This is a genomic window from Providencia sp. PROV205 (genome assembly GCF_028479505.1).
Taxonomy (GTDB): Bacteria; Pseudomonadota; Gammaproteobacteria; order Enterobacterales; family Enterobacteriaceae; genus Providencia; species Providencia huaxiensis.
This window is the reverse complement of sequence record NZ_JAMPNU010000001.1, coordinates 471,847-491,776: the sequence shown is the minus strand read 5'-3', so window position 1 is coordinate 491,776 and position 19,930 is coordinate 471,847. Positions and strand designations below refer to the sequence as shown.

Sequence of the window (19,930 nt, the reverse complement as noted above, 5' to 3'; positions counted from 1 at the left end):
TTATGAAACTATTAGTTATTGCGGATGACTTTACAGGGGCAAATGATACCGGTGTTCAATTTGCTAAAAAGCATGCGCGCACAGAGATACTTCTTGATAATACACAAAAACATTCTTGGTTTGCTGATGTCGTTGTGCTTAATACAGAAAGTCGCGCATTAAATGCACAAGTTGCTTCAGAAAACCTACGAAATAGCCTGAAACCATTTTTATCTCAGAAGGATAAACCTGTCATTTATAAAAAAATTGACTCAACATTTCGCGGTAATATCGGGGCAGAAATAGAGACAATTATGTCAGAAACAGGCTTAAAACTTGCTATTGTTGCCGCAGCTATTCCTGCGGCAGGACGTGTAACGTTAAATGGTGAATGTCTCGTTCATGGAAAAGCACTTATTAAAACTGAATTTGCTTCTGACCCTAAAACACCAATAGTTTCATCACGTATCCAAACTATTCTCCATCAGCAAACTACCCTGCCCGTTATTGAAGTGAATCTAGACCAAATACGTTCAGGGCGATTCGCAACATGGTTACAAGCACAAGAGCCAACGCAAGGCAGTATCATCGTCACGGACGCTGAAAATGATGAAGATTTAGCACTAATTGCTGAAGCCGTATTTTCAATAGATCAACCTTGCCTACTCGTTGGAGCTGCGGGCTTTGCAAATGCATTGCCTGAGAATATTTTCATGGATAAAAAGCAAGGGCTACCGTTATTTATTGTCGCTGGCTCAATGAGCAGCGCAACAATTGAACAGGTAAACTATGCACAAACACATTGTGATGCCAGTGTCATTGATGTTGATGTCACACAAGTACTTGCAGCCACTACACAAGATAACTACATGGCTGCGCTCATCAAAGAAATTAGTCAAACATTAAACCAACAAAAACACACCATCATACGAACCAGCCGAGATGTGCAAGATAGGCATCATATTGATGACCTATGCAATACCTACGGTATGACTCGTAATGAATTGGGGAAAAATATCAGCGACTTTATTAGTTTGCTGACCTTAAATACGCTGTCTGTTGCCAGCATCGGGGGACTTTTTTTAACAGGTGGAGATATTGCGATTGCGGTTGCCAATACTTTGGGAGCAAAAGGTTATCGAATTCAATCTGAGGTGCTGCCATGTATACCTTGCGGCACTTTTATTGACAGTGAAATTGATGACTTGCCCGTGATCACCAAAGCGGGAGGGTTTGGTCAAATAACCACTTTATGCGAAGCCATCAAATATATTGAGGAAATTTATTGTGAAAAATAATGTTGTTGCTATTACCATGGGAGATCCTGCAGGTATTGGCCCAGAAATTATCGTCAAATCCCTTGCAGAAGGTGAACTGGCAGGAGCCTCTGCCGTTGTTATCGGTTGTGCATCAACAATGCAGCGATTAATTAAATCAGGGGTAGTTCCTCAGATAAAAATCAATGTGATACAAAATATCAAAGAAGCTCAATTTTCAGCGGATACCATCAATATTATTGATGAACCCCTAGCCGACCCTAGCGCACTTATTGCGGGGAAAGTCCAAGCTCAAGCTGGTGACTTAGCATTTCGTTGTATTAAACGTGCGACTGAACTAGCTCTCGCAGGTGAAGTGAAAGCGATTGCCACTGCACCTTTAAATAAAGAAGCATTGCACCTTGCTGGGCACAACTACCCAGGTCACACTGAACTACTTGCCCAGCTAACCAATACCAAAGATTATGCCATGGTGCTTTATACCGAAAAATTAAAAGTCATCCATGTCACAACACATATTGCATTGCGTAAATTTTTAGATACATTAAATAGCGAGCGTATCATAACCGTGTCTCGTATCGCATCAGACTTTTTAAAACGCGTTGGCTATGAAAAACCACGTATTGCGATCGCAGGCGTTAATCCTCATGCTGGGGAAAATGGTTTATTTGGTGATGAAGAAATCGTATATTTACAACCAGCTATAGAACAGGTAAGGTCTGAAGGTATTAATGTTTATGGCCCTTGTCCTCCAGATACTGTATTTTTACAAGCCTATCAAGGGCAATATGATATGGTTGTTGCCATGTATCACGACCAGGGTCATATTCCTTTGAAATTATTAGGTTTTTATGATGGTGTTAATATCACTGCGGGTCTTCCGTTCTTGCGCACTTCAGCCGATCACGGAACCGCATTTGATATTGCTTGGACGGGTAAAGCAAATCCTGAAAGTATGGCCATCTCACTTAAACTTGCGATGAATGTAGTATAACTAATGAGCACAATGGATAGATTAGATTTAATACTTGAGTATCTTAAACAGCATAACCTCGTCACTGTTGAGGAACTAGTACAAGCATTATCCGTGTCAGCGGCCACTATCCGGCGTGATCTCATTAAACTTGATGAAACTGGGGTTATCTCTCGCACGCATGGCGGTGTAACCCTAAACCGTTTCATTCCTGTTCAGCCCACTACGTCCGAAAAAAACCAGCGTAATCTAAGAGAGAAACGGGCTATCGCGAAAGCGGCAGCCCGTTTAATTGAACCAGGTAGCACGGTTCTACTTGATGCAGGAACAACCATGCTTGAGCTAGCGCGAGAGCTCACTCATATGCCCCTGCGTGTTATCACCTCTGACCTCCATATTGCCCTTTTTCTTTCTGAATTCAAACAAATTGAAGTCACAATTGTTGGTGGAAGAATTGACGATAGTAGCCAATCTTGTATTGGTGAGCATGGGCGTGTTTTATTACGTAGCATTTATCCTGATATTGCATTCATTAGTTGTAACTCTTGGAGTTTAGAAAAAGGAATTACAACACCAACAGAAGAAAAAGCAGGTCTAAAACGTGATCTAATAACAAATGCTACACGCTCTGTTATGCTTGCTGATAGTAGTAAATATGGTAAATGGTCATTATTTCGTGTCGCTCAAATAGACGAATTGACAGATATTATTACAGATAACCAACTTCCACTCGATATTCAGCAAAAATTTATAGATTTTTGTCGTACTAATCTAATATTGGTTTCCACAAATGCCACTTAATGCTATTGAGCTTGATTTCTTTATAAAATAAAGTAGCGCAACCTTCCAACTAAACCGCACCAAACATTGCATTTCATCTGACAACAAAATATGTAAGGAACCCCCATGAGCGAACTGAGATTAGCTTATAACAATTTATCACCTGAAGCTTATAAAGGGCTTATTTAATGCAAAAATGCATTGGATAAAAGCGGGTTAGGTAAAGAACTAATAGAGCTTGTTTATTTAAGAGTTTCACAAATCAATGGCTGTGCATTTTGCCTAGATATGCATGCAAGCTCATTACGTTCAAATGGTGTCAGTAACAAAAAAATAGACACACTCGCTGGCTGGCAGGTTAGTCATCATTTTAATTCATTAGAGCGCGCTGCATTAGCTTGGACCGAAGCTGTCGTTAATATAGCTACCAGCAATACATCAGATGCTCTCTTTAATGAATTAAAACACCATTTTTCTGATGAACAACTTTCTGATTTAACTATCGCTATTGGTTTAATGAGTGCGTTTAACCGTATAGCAGTAGCATTGAGACAATAGTAAAAATTAATCTAAAAAAAGCCTGTTACCTTTATGGTAACAAGCTTATAAAATCTATTTTTAACGCTATTTTTCTTCATCACGTAATGTTAAAACTTCGTATCCATCTTTAGTGACTAATACTGTATGTTCGGATTGTGCAGATAATTTTTTATCTCTAGTTACGACCGTCCAGCCATCTTTCTTTGTTTTAATTTTCATTCCACCTTGGTTAATCATTGGCTCTATCGTAAATGTCATTCCTTCTTTTAATTCAACCCCTTTTCCTCGTACGCCATAATGAAGAACCTGTGGATCTTCATGCATTTCACGCCCAATACCATGCCCACAATATTCGCGCACGACACTATAACCTTTAGATTCCGCATAATGTTGAATAGCAGAACCAATATCACCTAGCGTTGCGCCTGGTTTAACTTGCTTTATGCCTTCCCACATAGCAGCATAAGTATCTTTGACCAATTTACGTGCCAGTGGTGAAGCTTCAGGCATCACATACATTTTACTTGAATCAGCAATGAAACCGTTTTTTTCTAGCGTAATATCAACATTAATAATGTCTTTTGTTTTTAAAATTTCATCTGTTTTTGGAACACCATGGCAAACAACTTCATTTAACGATGTATTCAAAACATATTGGTAGCCATATTGGCCTTTACTCGCAGGCCTTGCTTCTAGCTCATTAACAATATAGCTTTCAACTTTATCATTAATTTCCATCGTGGAAATACCCGGTACGATAAATGAATCCAACATTTTGAAAACACTAGCCAAAAGTCGTCCAGACTCACGCATCAGTTCAATTTCTTCTGCTGTTTTAATTGTAATATTATTCATGAACCTTTCCTTTTAATTCAATTGACTCTTTCTCTAACATTTCATTGATTAACATAGTAAATGTCTTATTTGGGTTTAGTTCAGCTTGCATACCAATTTTAATCCAAAATTCTGCCTGTGAATTAATTGAACGGGACATAACCTGGCTCGCATGGCGTAGATAATCATGCAGTTCATCTGAAATTTTTACGATACCCAAAATAACCTCAACAATATGATATGTATACAAACCATGTATAGATCATATAACAGGAGGATGATGATTCAAAGTACTCAAGTTTTGCATAGCACAAAGCGCATGAAAAACAGCCTACAAACAACACCACTAAGTTGCTTAAGTTGAATCCGCCGTCAAAGTATTTATCATATTAATCTGCTATCATAAATTCCGAATAATGTAAGTCCTATACGTAAATTAACCTTATTTTAATTAACTAGGCCATTTACTGATTTAACTGAGTTACTCCTTATAAACCAATACCCCGATTACTGCATGGACTCAATAAATAAAAGCCGGAGAAAAACATGTACAATAATATTTTGGTTCCTATTGATATAACAGAAAAAAGCTTAGCACAATTAGTTATGGCTCATATTCAATACTTTGCTAAATATGAAAAAGCACACATTCATTTTCTAGCGGTTATTCCTACTGTTCCTTTCTATACCACAATGGGGTTTGGTTTTGCTGAAAAAGCGGATAGTGAACATGAAAATGTCACGAAGCAGCTGGCTGAGATAATTAAAGAATTTAATATTCCTAGTAATAAGTACAGTGCACAAGTTTTAATGGGAACACCAAGGGATGAGATTTTACGTGTTGCTGAAGAAATTTCAGCAGATTTAATCGTTATTGGCTCAAAGCGCCCTGGCATGTCCACATATTTTTTAGGCTCAACCGCATCGATGGTTATTCAGAATTCAAAAATTTCTGTTTTGACTGTTCGATAACCTCTATCAACTATAATAATCTAGGTAGCCAATTGTTCGGTTACCTTTTTTTTCGTGTTAATCTTAAATACAAGTATTAATCACGAGACTAAACTATATATTGATATTACAGATTTATTTTTCGCTCAAGGAATGTAATGAAAAAATACTTACTTTGGATCAGTATTAGCATCAATATTATTCTAGCCATTGCTTTAGTTATAGCTATTACTTTGTTTTTTAACATGAAAAATCAGGTAATGACTATAGTTGATCAAGTAAAGTCTGGGAAGTATATCGAACAAGTACAGTTGCAAACGAAACAGCTTATTCCAAACGCACTTAATGAACTAAAAGCCTTAGAAACTGATGGTGACTCATGTGAGCAATTTTATCAAAGAGTCGATGAGGTTATTGAATACTTAAATAATAATCCTGAGATTATTGGAGCACAAACCTACACAGATCAATTGTCTTCTGTAAAAATGGCCATTGATAAAACTCCGACAGTTTTAAAAGACAAAGCCTGCAAGAAAGGGGTTTCAAGTATTAATTATATCATTAATGCACTACAGCCGGATGAGCCATAATTGGCTCATTTATTAATAATATTAGAATGTTCAACATCCAACCAGCAGATAAACTGGACTAAATGTTCCAAGAATTGCTCATCAACAAAAGGCTGTAAACTTTGACATAAAAAATAATTTATTTCATTTTGTCGTTCTGGATAACGTTGAACGAATTTCTGTGTATATTCAGATAATGTTTCTGGCCAGTCATTATCATTTTTCCAACGTAAAATATCAGTCGAACGAATGAGCTTTCTCGATGCCGCCCGATATAATAACTTTAACTCAGCGTCATCATTACAATTATTGATTTGGTCGACATAAGCATTAAGCACATCAACAAAATCACCATTAACAGCTTCGGCTATTGCTCGTGAAGGGGTAAATTGGCTAAAACATGTTGCTAAATCACCCCCATAAATGCAACGGCAGTGATGCTTAATCCAATACCCCCAACTATATAAATTAGCCTCACTCATCACATCCGTAATAATACCAATATCAAAATCAATTTTGCTGACTTCGGTGTGATTAATCGTTAATTGAATTTGTAATTCATTAAGTTTGGTAGCCTCTAATTGAGTAAGACCATCACACAGTATAATACACAGGTCTAAATCTGATTGTTGTGGCTTTGCACAGCCTTTTGCCACACTGCCATACACATAAACGCTATGGAGTTTTTCTTTTAATATGCACCTAAGCCAATTAATAGATTCAGTTATAATTAACTTAAATTCCGATTGAAACGGTTTCTCTTCAAGAACAGGAATATACTCATAATCGTTTAACTTCATAACCTGCTAACTCTCAAGGATAAGTGTTTCAGTTTGTACTAACCATTCATAATAGCCAATAACCTCTCGACCATTTAACCAACGAGACAGCATATCTAATATTAACATTACACTGACTTCTTGCTTTTCTTTCTGTGAATGGTTGTTTGGTAAATAGTGAATTCTTTGCGCATAACACTTATCAGGTGTTGATAATACAACGTTTAAATATTGCTCATGATATTCACCAACGACTAAAGCAATAGATAACGGATGATTAGCCGCTATTTTTTGAGCTCTTTGCACAAGGGTTTCTAATGTTTGTCCCGCATCAAGAGACAGGATTTGGCTGGAAGACATGACTATTCCTGCAGAATTTAATGTCCAACTTAACAACCCTGCACTAAATTGTTCACTGACGACTACATGTAATTTCTTTTCTTTTAGGGATTTTCCAATTTTTTGAGCTAAACCTTCAGTACCTTCAAATATCAAATTATCCCCTACTCCTTGCTTCACGAGTTGCCAATCCCTCTCCATCAACTCTTTTTGTGACGCAGGGCCCGTTAATTTTAATTCAATAATAGGCATTGAAGAACGGTAACCTAAAACACAATTTTCAGGTAAAGGTAAGCTATCAAATTGCTTCGCAAGGCTACTTTCGCTGCGGCCAAAACTCGTTAGGCGTAAACAAATTGGCGGCTCTGGCAAAGTAAAACGTGCACGTAACCTTGGCAAAATTTGCTCATTTACCATGACTTTGAACTCAGAAGGTACCCCTGGAGTAAAAAAAATCAGACAATCATTCAAAACTAAGGAAAAGCCACAAGCCGTCCCTACAGGGTTGTCAATTAATTCAGCATTGGCAGGAAGTAGCGCTTGTTTGCGATTTGTTTCAGGCATAACTCGCCCTCTAGCAATAAAATAACGCTCCATAACTTCAATCCACTGCGAATGCTCAACTAATGGAACTCCCGCAGCTTTAGCCGCAGCCAAAGCACTTAAATCATCACTCGTTGGCCCTAACCCTCCATTCACAATCAGAACATCTGCAGATAAACTACGTTCAAGAAAAGTAGCTACTAAACTTTCTAAATTATCGCCAACAGTGGTTCGGCTACTCAAAGGGAGACCTTGCTGAAAAAAACAGTCTGCTAACCAAGCTGCATTTGTATCAACTATTTGTCCGTGCAAAACTTCATCACCAGTACTCAACATTTCAACAACTAACATTCATGACTCCCTGAATATACAAATCGTATTAACTTACTAAACTACCTTATTATCAAGATGACTAACATCAATATTTGTTCAACTCCAACATCCTAAAAATCGCTCATAATTCATTAAAGCAAATAGTTTAGGATAATTCTCACAATATATAGTCATAAAAAGGCTATAGTTTTATATGCAATTGAATACATTATTTTTTTACAGCAATAATAGGGGCTACATGTTCAAGCTAAAACCAATTAAATCTGTTGCATTACTTTCTTTAATTTTATTAGTTTCTGGATGCCAACTTGGAGGCTCTACAAATTCCAATTCAAACTCAGATTCAAAATTTGGAGAATTAAGTGAGTTAAAAACGATGGAGTTTCCTTCCACAGAGGCACCGAAAGGCCTTGCTGAAGGGGCATTTGAAACTGAGTATGACAATGGTCAGCCAAAATTCAAAGCATGGGTATCTAAAGGATGCTTGGATAAATACATCAAAACCTATTATGAAAATGGCAAACCAGAATCCCTAATTCAACTAAAAAACTGCAAGATAGATGGGACTGTCCGTAACTATCATGAAAATGGCCGTATTGATGTCGAATTAACCGCGCTACAAGGCAAATTATCAGGACCATTTAAAATTTACCACAATACTCCAAGTAATAAGCCAAATATTACTGGCACTTTTAAAAATGGAGATCTCGTTGGCACACTCACCGAATTTGATGAAAATGGAACTGTTATTTCTAAAGCAGTGATCCGCGATGGCGAAATTATCGTATTACAATAATTCAGCTAACAAGACAAAATAAAATATGTAATTTATAAATATAGCTAAAAATAGAAACCCGCAAATAGCGGGTTTCTAAGAAATATTATATAATGACCAATATGATTAAATCAGCTCTTTCACTTCAAAATTTACTTCACCGCTGAGATCTGCATCATAATTGACACCATTTAAGCCGAAGCCAAACAAACGGAGAAACTCAGCTTTATAGCCTTGATAATCCGTTAGCTCATTGATGTTATTATCATTCAGCTGCTGCCAAATTTCACGGCATGTATTTTGTACGTCATCACGTAATTCCCAATCATCTAAGCGTAGACGATGTTTTTCATCAGTATCTGGCACTGAGCCATTGAATAATTTAGTAGCAAATAAGCGCTGAATTTGTTCAATACAACCTTCATGGATCCCTTTCTCTTTCATAATTTTAAAGACAATAGAGATATATAAAGGCATGACAGGAATTGCAGAAGAGGCTTGAGTTACAACAGATTTTAGTACTGCGACATAAGCGGCTCCACCCTTAGCTTGCAATTTTTGGTTGATTGCATAAGCCGCACGGTCCAAATCTTCTTTCGCTTTGCCTAATGTACCATGCCAGTAAATTGGCCATGTTAAGTCCGTACCAATATAAGAATAAGCCACGGATTGTGCATTATCGGCTAAAACGCCTGCTTCATCTAATGCGTCCATCCACAGTTCCCAGTCTTGGCCGCCCATGACTTTTACTGTGTCTGCGATTTCTTGTTCATTTGCAGGTTCAACAACCGCTTCAATCAGTACATCTTTGTTGGTATCTAACGCAACAGATTTATACGGCTCGCCAATAGGTTTCAATGCTGAGCGTACAATTTCGCCCGTTTCAGGCATTTTACGCACTGGAGAGGCCAGTGAATAAACAACTAAATCAATTTGGCCTAAATCTTGTTTAATTAAATCAATGACAGTTTGACGGCATTCATCAGAGAAAGCATCACCATTAATGCTTTTCGCATACAGGCCTTCTTCTTTTGCTGCTTTGTCAAAACCTGCAGAATTGTACCAACCCGCAGAGCCTGTTTTACCTTCACTGCCTGGCTTTTCAAAAAATACGCCGATGGTAGCCGCACCACTGCCAAATGCAGCATTGATACGAGAGGCAAGACCGTAACCGGTGGATGCACCAATAACTAAAACTTTCTTAGGGCCATTTTTCAGTTCGCCACGTGATTTCACGTAGGCAATTTGCTCACGCACATTGGCTTCACATCCTGCTGGATGAGCTGTAGTGCAGATAAAACCACGAATTTTAGGTTTGATAATCATAGTAATTTTTTCTTGGTAGCTAACAATCAGGCTCTAATATACCTGATATTATCCATTTACTTAAGACAGAGTGACAATAAATAAGGAGAACAGACCAGTTTACTGATGACTTTCCCATTAATTGCTCATTTAAAACCAGTAGAACTTTAATAGCACGTCGTAACGGATCTAATTCCCGCGCTATTGTACCTGTCCAACATCGACGCGTATTTCCGCCTACTCGACAGCCATTGAAGAGTGCATCTAGAGACAAAACCATAGATGAAAACGCATTGCCAAACGAAAGAACAAATAGCATTAACGAGTATGAAATAGCTTAATAGCTGCTTATTGTGGCATAGTTGGTATTAAATTATGGATAACCATCACTGAGTAAACAATGTCTTTTTTATCGTGGATTTTACGAAAATGGGCATTACTAACAATACCGACCATAATCTGCATGCCACTTTTTTCATAAACCCGCTTAAATGGCGTTGTTTCGTCATCCGATATTTTATCTAAGAAATAAACATCCCGTTTATAGCGTTCAATGGTTTGCATTGGTAAACCATAAACTTCAAACATTTTCTGGTTAATTGCATCATACTCAGCCAAAATGGCTGATTGGTCTCGACTATCTTTTCCTTGGGAAGAAACTAGCATTAACGTATTATTCTCCCGAGAAAACATCAATAAAAACAGCTTATTTGCTATTTGAGGGGAGTCTGTTGATGAACATAATGCACCTCCTTCTTGAAACTCTGTACATTGCAATCCTTTTAAATGCAGTTTTCGTATCTGCTCGGGGGTTTGCCCCCACTTAAAACCATAAGGGGCATCTAGTTTTTTCGTTGTACAACCAGAAACGAGTACGAGTATTAACGTAAACAAAATTCCTTTTATCATCACTTCTCAAATTCCAATTAAGTCATCTAATTTGATACTATCAAAAACGAATAATTAATCAAAAAATTAACTTTTCTATAAGCACATTAAATGACTCGATTGATTTCTGCATAATTAAATCTGCCTTACTCTTTCTTATTTTCCTGCTGCTTAACCTCTGCCATGGCAATTTCCTTCAACCAGTCGGCTAATAAAGGTTTTGTTTTCACTGTATCTAATAATGCTCGTTCGTGTTTGGTTAATCGTACAACTACAACTTCAGTTTTCATGTTAGACATAGCTCGTTCCTCTTCAAGGATCAGAATAGTGACATAAAATACTAACGGAACGGTCTGACTTACGGTTTTTTACACGAATAGCGAGTTAATTGACACAATGAAACAACAGCTTCATTTTTTAATAAACCATTGAATATAAATAGGAAACATTACAAAGAATCGATATTAATTGAGCTGGTATAAAATACTTGAAAGGAAGTAAATACAAAAAAACCACCTAGAGGTGGTTAATTGCTAATTTCAAACCATAACTGATTTAAATTTAGATGGTGCCCAGGGCGGGACTTGAACCCGCACAGCCTAAAGGCCGAGGGATTTTAAATCCCTTGTGTCTACCGATTTCACCACCTGGGCTAAATTTTCGTTCTCAAAAACTTGGATAAATTATTAACTTACCCGGCTAACCCATATATTTGATATATTGTAGTCAGCTAAACTTAAAATAAAACACTTAATCGTGTTTAGATTACTTTAAGATGGTGCCCAGGGCGGGACTTGAACCCGCACAGCCTAAAGGCCGAGGGATTTTAAATCCCTTGTGTCTACCGATTTCACCACCTGGGCTAAATTTTGGAGGCGCGTCCCGGAGTCGAACCGAGCTACACGGATTTGCAATCCGGTGCATAACCGCTTTGCTAACGCGCCTTATCCGAATTTCTTTCGAAATTTGGAGCGGGAAACGAGACTCGAACTCGCGACCCCGACCTTGGCAAGGTCGTGCTCTACCAACTGAGCTATTCCCGCATAAAGCTTCACTTTTCAGCTTATGCTTTTCAAACTGGCTGATTTACTTATTTATTTTCGTAAACCATGTTGCCGTTCGATGCGTTGCATTCTACTGATTTCACCTATCGAGTCAATACAATTATTTAAATAATTGGATCGTTCGCTGTTTTTTCAATCATTTCGATCACGCTTCGCTCAAATCGGCCCATGCAGCCTTTAAATATTGGAACATTGACCAAAATGTTAAGATAGCCGCAACATACATTAGTGCAATTGAAAGATTTTCAATTAATGGCGTTGGACGCCACAATAGACCGACTAATGACATCATCTGAGCAGTTGTTTTAAATTTACCAATCCAAGAAACGGCCACACTGCTGCGTTTACCAATCTCTGCCATCCATTCACGTAAAGACGAAATAATGATTTCACGTGCAATCATCGTTGCTGCAGGCAAAGTTACATACCAAACATCATAACTTTCTGTAACTAATACTAACGCCGTTGCAACCATAACTTTATCGGCAACAGGATCTAAAAAAGCACCAAACTTTGTAGTTTGCTTCCACAACCTTGCTAAAAAACCATCAAACCAATCAGTTACCGCTGCAATAACAAAAATAAGCGCACATGCAAACGGCCCCCAAGCGACAGGGAGATAAAAGGCTAATACAAAAAACGGTATTAGGATGACGCGAAATAATGTCAACCACGTTGGTATGTTTAATTTCATCACGCTCACTAACTTTTTGACCAAGTTGGATATTATGAATATGTTGCCCTAAGACACTCACTGTTTCAATGCATTATAAATCTTTTCTGCAAGGGCGTATGAGATCGAGGGCACTTTTGCGATTTCTTCTATACTTGCATTACGTAAAGGTTGTAACCCACCCATATATTTTAGCAACATCTGCCGACGTTTTGGCCCAACTCCCTCGATTGACTCTAATGCACTCGTACTTTTGACTTTTGCTCTTCGTTGCCGGTGCCCCGTAATCGCATGATTATGTGACTCATCTCGGATATGTTGGATAACATGCAAAGCGGGAGAATCAGGTGGTAGTGAAAAACCTTCGCCCTCAGGCTTTAAAAATAACGTTTCAAGCCCTGCTTTGCGGTCACTACCTTTAGCAACACCAATTAACAATGGGTGTTTTTTATCCCAATCAACCTCAAGTGAATTAAATACATCCTTTGCCTGCCCTAGTTGCCCTTTACCGCCATCGATAAAGATAATGTCAGGAACTTTGCTTTCATCAATGTGTTTACCATATCGGCGCGTTAAAACTTGGTGCATTGCTGCGTAATCATCACCAGGAGTGATACCAGTAATGTTATAACGACGATATTCAGATTTCACTGGACCCGATTTATCAAACACAACACAAGAAGCGACGGTTTGCTCCCCCATCGTATGCGAGATATCAAAACACTCCATACGGTTGATATTTTCTAAATTAACCACTTTTGCAAGCGCTTCCATGCGCTGTTGCACCGTCGAGTGTTGTGCAAGTTTAGTTGAAAGTGCAATCGATGCATTCGTTCTCGCTAGTTTTAAGTAACGAGCTCTCACACCACGAGGCTGACTTTGAATATTAATTTTTCGCCCAGCGATCTCAGAAAGAGACTCCGCTAATAATTCTTTTTCTGTTAATGCAAAATCTAATAATATTTCGCCAGGTAACGTTCTATTTTCACTACCTTGCAAATAAAACTGACCTAAAAAGGTTTGAACCACTTCATCAAGCTGTGTGTCTGTTGGAATTTTGGGGAAATAGCTGCGACTTCCAAGCACTTTCCCTTGGCGAATAAAAAGTACATGCACACAAGCAAGGCCAGATTCAAAAGAAACACCAATAACGTCCAGATCATCGCTGTCACCCGATACATATTGCTCCTCAGTGACTGCCCTGACTGCTTGAATTTGATCTCTAAAACGCGCTGCATCTTCAAAACGTAGCTCTAAACTTGCCTTTTCCATACGGTCAACTAAGCCAGCCAAAACTTGTTTATCTTTTCCGGTCAAAAATAAACGGACATATTCAACTTGTTGGTTATAGTCTTCATCGGAAACTAAACCTTTGACACAGGGGCCTAGGCAACGGCCAATTTGATATTGTAAACAAGGCCTTGAGCGATTTCGATACATGCTATCTTCACATTGACGTATTGGAAACAACTTCTGCATTAATGCCAATGTTTCCCTTACTGCATAAGAGCTTGGGAAAGGGCCAAAGTACTCACCTTTAGCATGTTTCGCCCCTCGGTGCATCGAAATTCTAGGGTGAGCTTCGCTGCTTAAAAATAGATAAGGATATGATTTATCGTCGCGTAACAATACGTTATAACGTGGTTGGTACAACTTAATATAGTTGTGTTCAAGTAATAGTGCTTCTGTTTCAGTATGAGTCACCGTCACATCAATAGAGGCTATCTGCTTAACCAGCTGCTCTGTTTTGCGGCTCCCCACATTTTCACGAAAATAACTTGATAAACGCTTTTTAAGATCCTTTGCTTTTCCTACATAAATAACCGTTTCCCCAGCGTCATACATACGGTATACACCAGGTTGATTAGTCACTGTTTTTAAAAAAGCCTTTGGCTCGAACTGTTCTGACACTCGAATAAACCCTGTTTTGCTGTAATTAAACCATAACTGATGGCTATATGAGTTAATTCTACATCACTACAGATATTAAGTTTACTAAACATTCGATATCGATAGGTATTGACTGTTTTAGGGCTCAAGGAAAGTGACTCTGCCACCTGCTTGATAGGCATTCCCTGAGTGATCATCAACATGATTTCTAATTCACGCCCTGATAATAAATCATATAAATCTTGTTGATTACTATAGACTAACCGCTGAAGAGCAAGATCTTGGGCAATATCTGGAGATATAATCCGTCGTTTAACACTCACAACTTGGATAGCTTCAATGATATCCTCTTCTGTCACATTGATACTTAGTAAACCGAAAATACCGATATCTAACGCTTTTAAAAAAAACGAAGGATTATTTCTGACATTGTAAATAATGATCCCGACATCCGGCTGAGTTCGACGGAGTGTTTGTATGGTTTTTAGTGAGTCATAGCGGAAACTATCACTGCTGATTAAAATCATATTTGCTTTTTGGCATCTATTCCATGTAACCACATGTTCCACTGATGGAAAAGAAGCAACAACTTTATAGCGTATATGACGTGAAAAAAACGCTTCAAAACCACGAATTGCAATATTATTATCGTCAATTATTATTATATTAATCAATTAATTCCCCTATTGGACTTTAAAATTAATTGCAAAAATAATAAATGAATAAATAAAAAAATTATATACACTTTTTTGTTTATCTTTGTTTTATTAAAAATAACATTAAATTATAATTTAAAGGAATGATTCATGGTGATTAATAATTAAAGACCACCTTATTGAGTGGTCTTAATATTAAAAATAAAATGATACGCTATTTTTTTCCAACTAAACGACAGATGGTTTCTGATACTAAATAGCTTTTCTCAAAAGAACGGACAGGTAGAAACTCAAAGCATGAGTGGAAATTAAGTGCTCCCGTAAAATAATTGGGAGTTAAAATGCCTCTTGCCGATAAAGCAGAACCATCAGTACCACCACGCATCGGAATTACCTTAGGCTCAACCTCTTGGATTTTCAGTGCTTCAAAAATTAAATCGATCGCTGTACGGTCATCTCCCAATGAGTCACTAATATTGCTATACACATCAACAATATTACACTCAATTTTTGCACGCGGATGACGAGCTTTTATTAAATCAATCGCTTGTTCTATAAAACGTTTCCGTGCCGCAAAGCTATGGCGGTCAAAATCACGGATCGCCATTTTAATTTTAGCGTTATCTGGGTTTGCGATTAAATCTGTGACATAAAAATAGCCTTCGCGATGCTCTGTGTGTTCTGGGGTATCAAAGCGGTCAAAACAACCAATAAAATCATGTGCAACACGAATAGGATTCAACAATACATTCTTAGCTGACATGGGATGTGCGGTAATACCTTTAATTGAAACCTCGATAGAAGCGGCATTAAACGTTTCATACACAACCTCACCAAGTGCGCAACAATCAATGGTATAAGCAAAATCAACGTTAAAGCGGGATAAATCCATAATTTTAGAGCCACGCAGGCCAATTTCTTCATCCGGTACAAACGCAACGTAGATATCGCCACAATCAAAATCAGCATGCTGCAGCTTATTCATTAATTCCATAACAACCGTTACAGCGGCTTTATTATCGGCACCCAGAACGCTGGTTCCATCACTAAAAATAATATCTTCACCAACATAAGGAGCTGCTTCTGGATGCTCTGCTACCTTAAACCAAATATTTTCTTTTTCATTTAAACATAAGTCATGACCTTCATACTTCAAGGTTTGAGGCTTAATGATGGGAGATAAACCAACATCGACCGTATCTAAATGAGTTACAAAACCTATTTTTGGTGCTGAAGGTTTATTTCCTGGGCGCATTGCATATAAGATGGCATGGTCATCAATATAAACATCTTTGAGACCATAACTTTCAAGCTCTTGCGCTAATAATTTTGCTAGTTCACGTTGCCCCTCTGTACTTGGAACAATCGTGCTTGCTGCGTCACTTTGGCTTTCAATAGCGAGGTAGCGGTAAAAACGCTGCTCTAATTGTTTACCTAATTCGTTCATTTTATATTCCTTGCATTAACTATACTTACCCTATCTATTTATTTAATAGACAGGGTATTGGCTCTACCTATTGTGCAGGATGCCACGTGTAACCGCTATCGAAACCAATTGGGATATCAAAAGCCCAGAACAAATATAATGTTGAAGTCAAAATAATTAATAACCCAACAGTGAATGGGATCATCATTGAGCACAATGTTCCTATTCCTGCATTTTTATAATATTTTTGACAATACATCAGAATTAACGGATAAAACGGAAACATCGGTGTGCTCACGTTCATCGCAGAGTCACTGACACGAAATGCTGCTTGTGTTAATTCAGGTGAAATTCCCACAGCCATTAGCATAGGTACCAATACTGGCGCCATAATTGCCCATTTAGACGTCGCTGAAGTAATCATAATATTTAAAATAGCGGTTAATAGAATTACTCCAAAAACAGTCATTCCAGATGGCATATCGAGTGTACGTAATAACTCAGCCCCTGAAAGCGCCAATAATGTGCCTAAATTAGAATGTTGAAATGAATATAAAAATTGGGCAGCAAAAAAAGCGAAAACAATAAATGGGATAAGTGATTTAGTAATATTCTCCATTGCTTTAACAACATCTTTTGTTGATGTAAAAGATCTCGTCATGTAGCCATAAACAATGCCTGGCAAAGCAAAGAAAATAAACAGTAAAGGCACAACAATTTGCATAATAGGTGCTTTCGGGCTAGTTAAGCTACCGTCAGGCCCACGTAATGGTGAATTTTCTGGCCATAACAATGCAAATAACCCGATACCTAAAGCAATTAGCACTAAACCTGCAATTCGAAAAGCACGATTTTCAGCAACAGTAATTTTACCTAAATCTTTTTCAGAATCAGTGTCAACTTCATTTAAACTGATCGGGCAGTTTTTATTCAGCCATGGCTCAACAATTTTTTCAGTGATAAACCAGCAAGTAAAAATAACACCAAATGTTCCGCCCAAACTAAAGAAATAGTTACATAGAACATTCACGCTATAACCTGGCGCTAGCATTTGCGCAGCATCTTGCGTAAAACTTTGCATTATTGGGTCAATAATTGATGGTGTATAGCTTGCAGTAAATCCACCTGCTAAACCTGCAAATGCAGCAGCAATCCCAGCTAACGGGTGACGACCACTCGCATAAAACATCATCGCTGCAACTGGCATTAAAATGACATAGGCAGAATCCGAAGCAATATGAGAAACGATCCCGACAAATACTACTGTAGGCGTTAGCATTCTAGGTGAAATAAACGACAGCATTTTTTTCAATGCAGTATTAATAAAACCACTACTTTCCGCAATACCAATACCTAACGTTGCCACTATCGTTATACCAAGAGGAGGGAAGTTAATAAAATTTTTAACTGCCGCAGTAATAAATAATATTATTTCCTCATACTGAAACATATTAACTATAGCGATTTTATCTTTTGAAATAGGATGGTAATAACTAAAATCTACGAAAGAAAGCAGATAAGATAAAAACCAACATATAATCAGGGCATAAACAAACAGCATAGTCACATCAGGCATAACATTACCAATGCGCTCAACACGGTTTAAAAACCCTTTCTTCTTGGGGAGTGTTTTTGTTGTCATATTTACAAGCTACTTATGTTATTAGAATAGAAACTTTATAACAGTAAATAACCTATATATAAAAGTAAAATACTTTTGTGATTAGTTTAAACAGGATAAACCAGTTTCAAAATAAAATATTAGAAATTTTTATATTAATTTTAATTACCAAATATTACATATCTTAAATTTTATTAATTTATAGATTTAGATGCAGAATATATAGCTTAAGTATTTGCCTTCGATGTCACACATACAAAAAAAGGAATAATAATTACACCTTTTTTTGCATGCCAGTAAATTATACTAATGTATGCTATTCACGCTTTAATTTTTCAGTGTTTGCAATATAAAGTGCAACAACAAGTACTAAAATTGCTCCTGCATGCAAAAGCGTTGTCATTGGGTCACTATGGTCAACAATAATTAAACGAATTATTGCCGTTATACCTATATATATAAAGTACCTTAATGGGAAGTGATACCCTGACATAAAATACTTTATAATCAAGGCAATAAACTCAAAATACAGAAAATAAATGACAATGCCTTCTAATAATTCATAGGCCGTTGCCCCTTTTGAGCTACCAAACATTAATGAGGCCATTGTTACCGTTTCTTTAGCTAAAAAGAATACAAGTACAGCAGCGAGTGAGATCAAGCCAATATTTAGTATCCATTGTAGTACCCACGCAATATTACTCGCATGACGCATTCCTTTCATACTATTCATTTGTTATCCCTCTGAACAACGTTTAAACCTAGTTATTTTCTTAATTGTAAAACAAATTTAAATCACTCGCATGACAAACAAGAAATTAATTTAACAAATAGTATCAAAAAATACAGTCTGAACAGCTACCGTTAAACCCCTTATGGCTTACTATTAACGTAATAATTAGAAATTTTAATCCGATGACGGTGACATCATTTCCATAATGTCTTTCTCTGTCAACATGGGCGTTTTTTCTACAAAATTATAATATTGGGGCTTACTATCTATGTAAATCTGCATACTCATTTGCGCATCTTTACTCTCTTTAAATAAGGTTGCTGATACATAGTATGTTGACGGTGAAAGTAAATGGTAAAAAAGGTGTGAACCACAATTCTTACAGAATGCACGCTCTCCCCATTCGGATGATGCAAAGATCGTCACAGCTTCTTGCCCCTCTATTATTAAGTCGTTACCACAATCAACACTAAAACCTGGGCCACCATTCCATTTTTGACACATTCCGCAATGGCATACACTGACATGGCTAATATCTTTTGCTGTTGTGATTTTTACAGAACCACATAAACATTGGCCTTGATGCATAGAATTTCCTTTATTTAGATAGCTGATTTATTACTCAATATGAATATAACCACAGTAAAAATTTAGTTATTACTTACTTTGTATCTATTCTAAATTGCCGACCAGTAAAACGTTTATCATTAATAATATTACGCAGTTGAGAACTATCAAGCTCTTTTGTTTCTCGTTCAAACTCTATGTCTGCTTCACTTTGGTTTGTATTTTGTAACACATACTCATACGTCACTTGATTATGTGCTATAAATTCTGTTAATACGGTATTATTTGCAGCTTGAGCTACTATTGAAGAACCGGTCAAAATAACAATCACAATAAATATACGAGCCAGTAATGTTCTTTCCATCATTATCTCCTATTTCGTTATGATTGTTTTAGCGCAAATCCTTGTCAGAAAAAACAGACTAAAGGTAAGTG

21 protein-coding genes, 4 tRNA genes and 1 pseudogene are annotated in these 19,930 nt (G+C 37.3%); 7 read left to right on the top strand and 19 right to left on the bottom strand.

Features of this window, described 5'->3' with window-relative positions; translation table 11 throughout:
• The first annotated feature begins 2 nt into the window (after window positions 1-2).
• The 4 genes and pseudogenes from dtnK to PR800_RS02335 all read left to right on the top strand — a co-directional run bounded on the left by dtnK (window position 3) and on the right by PR800_RS02335 (window position 3,567).
• Window positions 3-1,277 (top strand): D-threonate kinase, encoded by a 1,275-nt coding sequence (dtnK, locus tag PR800_RS02350; protein WP_239979043.1) that lies wholly within the window; start codon window positions 3-5, stop codon window positions 1,275-1,277.
• Window positions 1,278-1,293: 16 nt separating this feature from the next.
• A complete protein-coding gene (locus PR800_RS02345; RefSeq protein WP_036958696.1) occupies window positions 1,294-2,250 on the top strand; it encodes a D-threonate 4-phosphate dehydrogenase in 957 nt (318 codons plus the stop codon).
• A 3-nt stretch (window positions 2,251-2,253) separates the two neighbouring features.
• A complete protein-coding gene (locus PR800_RS02340) occupies window positions 2,254-3,030 on the top strand; it encodes a DeoR/GlpR family DNA-binding transcription regulator (protein WP_395350137.1) in 777 nt (258 codons plus the stop codon).
• 105 nt (window positions 3,031-3,135) lie between these two features.
• A pseudogene (locus PR800_RS02335) lies at window positions 3,136-3,567 on the top strand (carboxymuconolactone decarboxylase family protein).
• 66 nt (window positions 3,568-3,633) lie between these two features.
• Here the strand turns inward: PR800_RS02335 and map are convergent.
• Together map and PR800_RS02325 are read right to left on the bottom strand one after the other, a co-directional pair.
• On the bottom strand, window positions 3,634-4,404 hold the full coding sequence (gene map, locus PR800_RS02330; RefSeq protein ID WP_102139261.1) for a type I methionyl aminopeptidase: 771 nt from the start codon (window positions 4,402-4,404) through the stop codon (window positions 3,634-3,636).
• Complete coding sequence (locus tag PR800_RS02325; protein ID WP_004910200.1) at window positions 4,397-4,603, bottom strand: ParD-like family protein; 207 nt, start codon at window positions 4,601-4,603, stop codon at window positions 4,397-4,399. Before PR800_RS02325 ends, map begins: the two co-directional genes overlap by 8 nt.
• A gap of 326 nt (window positions 4,604-4,929) precedes the next feature.
• Here PR800_RS02325 and PR800_RS02320 point away from each other — a divergent pair, with 326 nt between their 5' ends.
• On the top strand, window positions 4,930-5,355 hold the full coding sequence (locus PR800_RS02320) for a universal stress protein (protein WP_166265395.1): 426 nt from the start codon (window positions 4,930-4,932) through the stop codon (window positions 5,353-5,355).
• Between the two features lie 137 nt (window positions 5,356-5,492).
• Window positions 5,493-5,924 carry a DUF5339 family protein gene (locus tag PR800_RS02315; RefSeq protein ID WP_272530123.1) on the top strand — a complete coding sequence of 144 codons (432 nt, stop codon included), beginning with the start codon at window positions 5,493-5,495 and terminating at the stop codon, window positions 5,922-5,924.
• 5 nt (window positions 5,925-5,929) lie between these two features.
• Here the strand turns inward: PR800_RS02315 and PR800_RS02310 are convergent, their stop codons facing one another.
• Together PR800_RS02310 and PR800_RS02305 are read right to left on the bottom strand one after the other, a co-directional pair.
• A complete protein-coding gene (locus PR800_RS02310; protein ID WP_195698554.1) occupies window positions 5,930-6,703 on the bottom strand; it encodes a nucleotidyltransferase domain-containing protein in 774 nt (257 codons plus the stop codon).
• 6 nt (window positions 6,704-6,709) lie between these two features.
• Window positions 6,710-7,915 (bottom strand): nicotinamide mononucleotide deamidase-related protein YfaY, encoded by a 1,206-nt coding sequence (locus tag PR800_RS02305; protein ID WP_102139266.1) that lies wholly within the window; start codon window positions 7,913-7,915, stop codon window positions 6,710-6,712.
• Between the two features lie 220 nt (window positions 7,916-8,135).
• Between PR800_RS02305 and PR800_RS02300 the strand changes: the two genes are divergently transcribed.
• Window positions 8,136-8,693 carry a toxin-antitoxin system YwqK family antitoxin gene (locus tag PR800_RS02300; protein ID WP_102139267.1) on the top strand — a complete coding sequence of 186 codons (558 nt, stop codon included), beginning with the start codon at window positions 8,136-8,138 and terminating at the stop codon, window positions 8,691-8,693.
• 105 nt (window positions 8,694-8,798) lie between these two features.
• Here PR800_RS02300 and fabV read toward each other — a convergent pair whose 3' ends face one another.
• From fabV to PR800_RS02225, 15 genes are all read right to left on the bottom strand, one after another.
• A complete protein-coding gene (fabV, locus tag PR800_RS02295; protein ID WP_195698552.1) occupies window positions 8,799-9,998 on the bottom strand; it encodes an enoyl-ACP reductase FabV in 1,200 nt (399 codons plus the stop codon).
• 327 nt (window positions 9,999-10,325) lie between these two features.
• On the bottom strand, window positions 10,326-10,886 hold the full coding sequence (locus tag PR800_RS02290; RefSeq protein ID WP_102139269.1) for a hypothetical protein: 561 nt from the start codon (window positions 10,884-10,886) through the stop codon (window positions 10,326-10,328).
• Window positions 10,887-11,011: 125 nt separating this feature from the next.
• Window positions 11,012-11,164: an MbeCy gene (locus PR800_RS02285; protein WP_102139270.1), complete on the bottom strand. Its 153-nt coding sequence runs from the start codon at window positions 11,162-11,164 to the stop codon at window positions 11,012-11,014.
• A 267-nt stretch (window positions 11,165-11,431) separates the two neighbouring features.
• Window positions 11,432-11,518: transfer RNA gene (locus PR800_RS02280), tRNA-Leu, on the bottom strand.
• Between the two features lie 123 nt (window positions 11,519-11,641).
• Window positions 11,642-11,728 (bottom strand) — tRNA-Leu (locus PR800_RS02275).
• Window positions 11,729-11,735: 7 nt separating this feature from the next.
• A tRNA-Cys gene (locus PR800_RS02270) sits at window positions 11,736-11,809 on the bottom strand.
• Window positions 11,810-11,832: 23 nt separating this feature from the next.
• A tRNA-Gly gene (locus PR800_RS02265) sits at window positions 11,833-11,908 on the bottom strand.
• A 166-nt stretch (window positions 11,909-12,074) separates the two neighbouring features.
• A complete protein-coding gene (gene pgsA / locus PR800_RS02260) occupies window positions 12,075-12,623 on the bottom strand; it encodes a CDP-diacylglycerol--glycerol-3-phosphate 3-phosphatidyltransferase (protein ID WP_102139271.1) in 549 nt (182 codons plus the stop codon).
• Window positions 12,624-12,680: 57 nt separating this feature from the next.
• Window positions 12,681-14,513 (bottom strand): excinuclease ABC subunit UvrC, encoded by a 1,833-nt coding sequence (uvrC, locus tag PR800_RS02255; RefSeq protein WP_272530122.1) that lies wholly within the window; start codon window positions 14,511-14,513, stop codon window positions 12,681-12,683.
• A complete protein-coding gene (locus PR800_RS02250; protein ID WP_102139273.1) occupies window positions 14,480-15,166 on the bottom strand; it encodes a LuxR C-terminal-related transcriptional regulator in 687 nt (228 codons plus the stop codon). Before PR800_RS02250 ends, uvrC begins: the two co-directional genes overlap by 34 nt.
• Before the next feature lie 196 nt (window positions 15,167-15,362).
• Entirely contained in the window at window positions 15,363-16,595 is a 1,233-nt protein-coding gene (gene pepT / locus PR800_RS02245) for a peptidase T (RefSeq protein ID WP_102139274.1), read from the bottom strand.
• A 67-nt stretch (window positions 16,596-16,662) separates the two neighbouring features.
• Window positions 16,663-18,216, bottom strand: coding sequence for an AbgT family transporter (locus tag PR800_RS02240; RefSeq protein WP_102139275.1), 1,554 nt, complete (start codon window positions 18,214-18,216; stop codon window positions 16,663-16,665).
• Between the two features lie 295 nt (window positions 18,217-18,511).
• Window positions 18,512-18,919: a phosphate-starvation-inducible protein PsiE gene (gene psiE / locus PR800_RS02235; protein WP_172412229.1), complete on the bottom strand. Its 408-nt coding sequence runs from the start codon at window positions 18,917-18,919 to the stop codon at window positions 18,512-18,514.
• A gap of 183 nt (window positions 18,920-19,102) precedes the next feature.
• Window positions 19,103-19,516, bottom strand: coding sequence for a GFA family protein (locus tag PR800_RS02230; protein WP_210848752.1), 414 nt, complete (start codon window positions 19,514-19,516; stop codon window positions 19,103-19,105).
• A gap of 73 nt (window positions 19,517-19,589) precedes the next feature.
• Window positions 19,590-19,859, bottom strand: coding sequence for a hypothetical protein (locus PR800_RS02225; RefSeq protein ID WP_102139277.1), 270 nt, complete (start codon window positions 19,857-19,859; stop codon window positions 19,590-19,592).
• Window positions 19,860-19,930 lie beyond the last annotated feature (71 nt).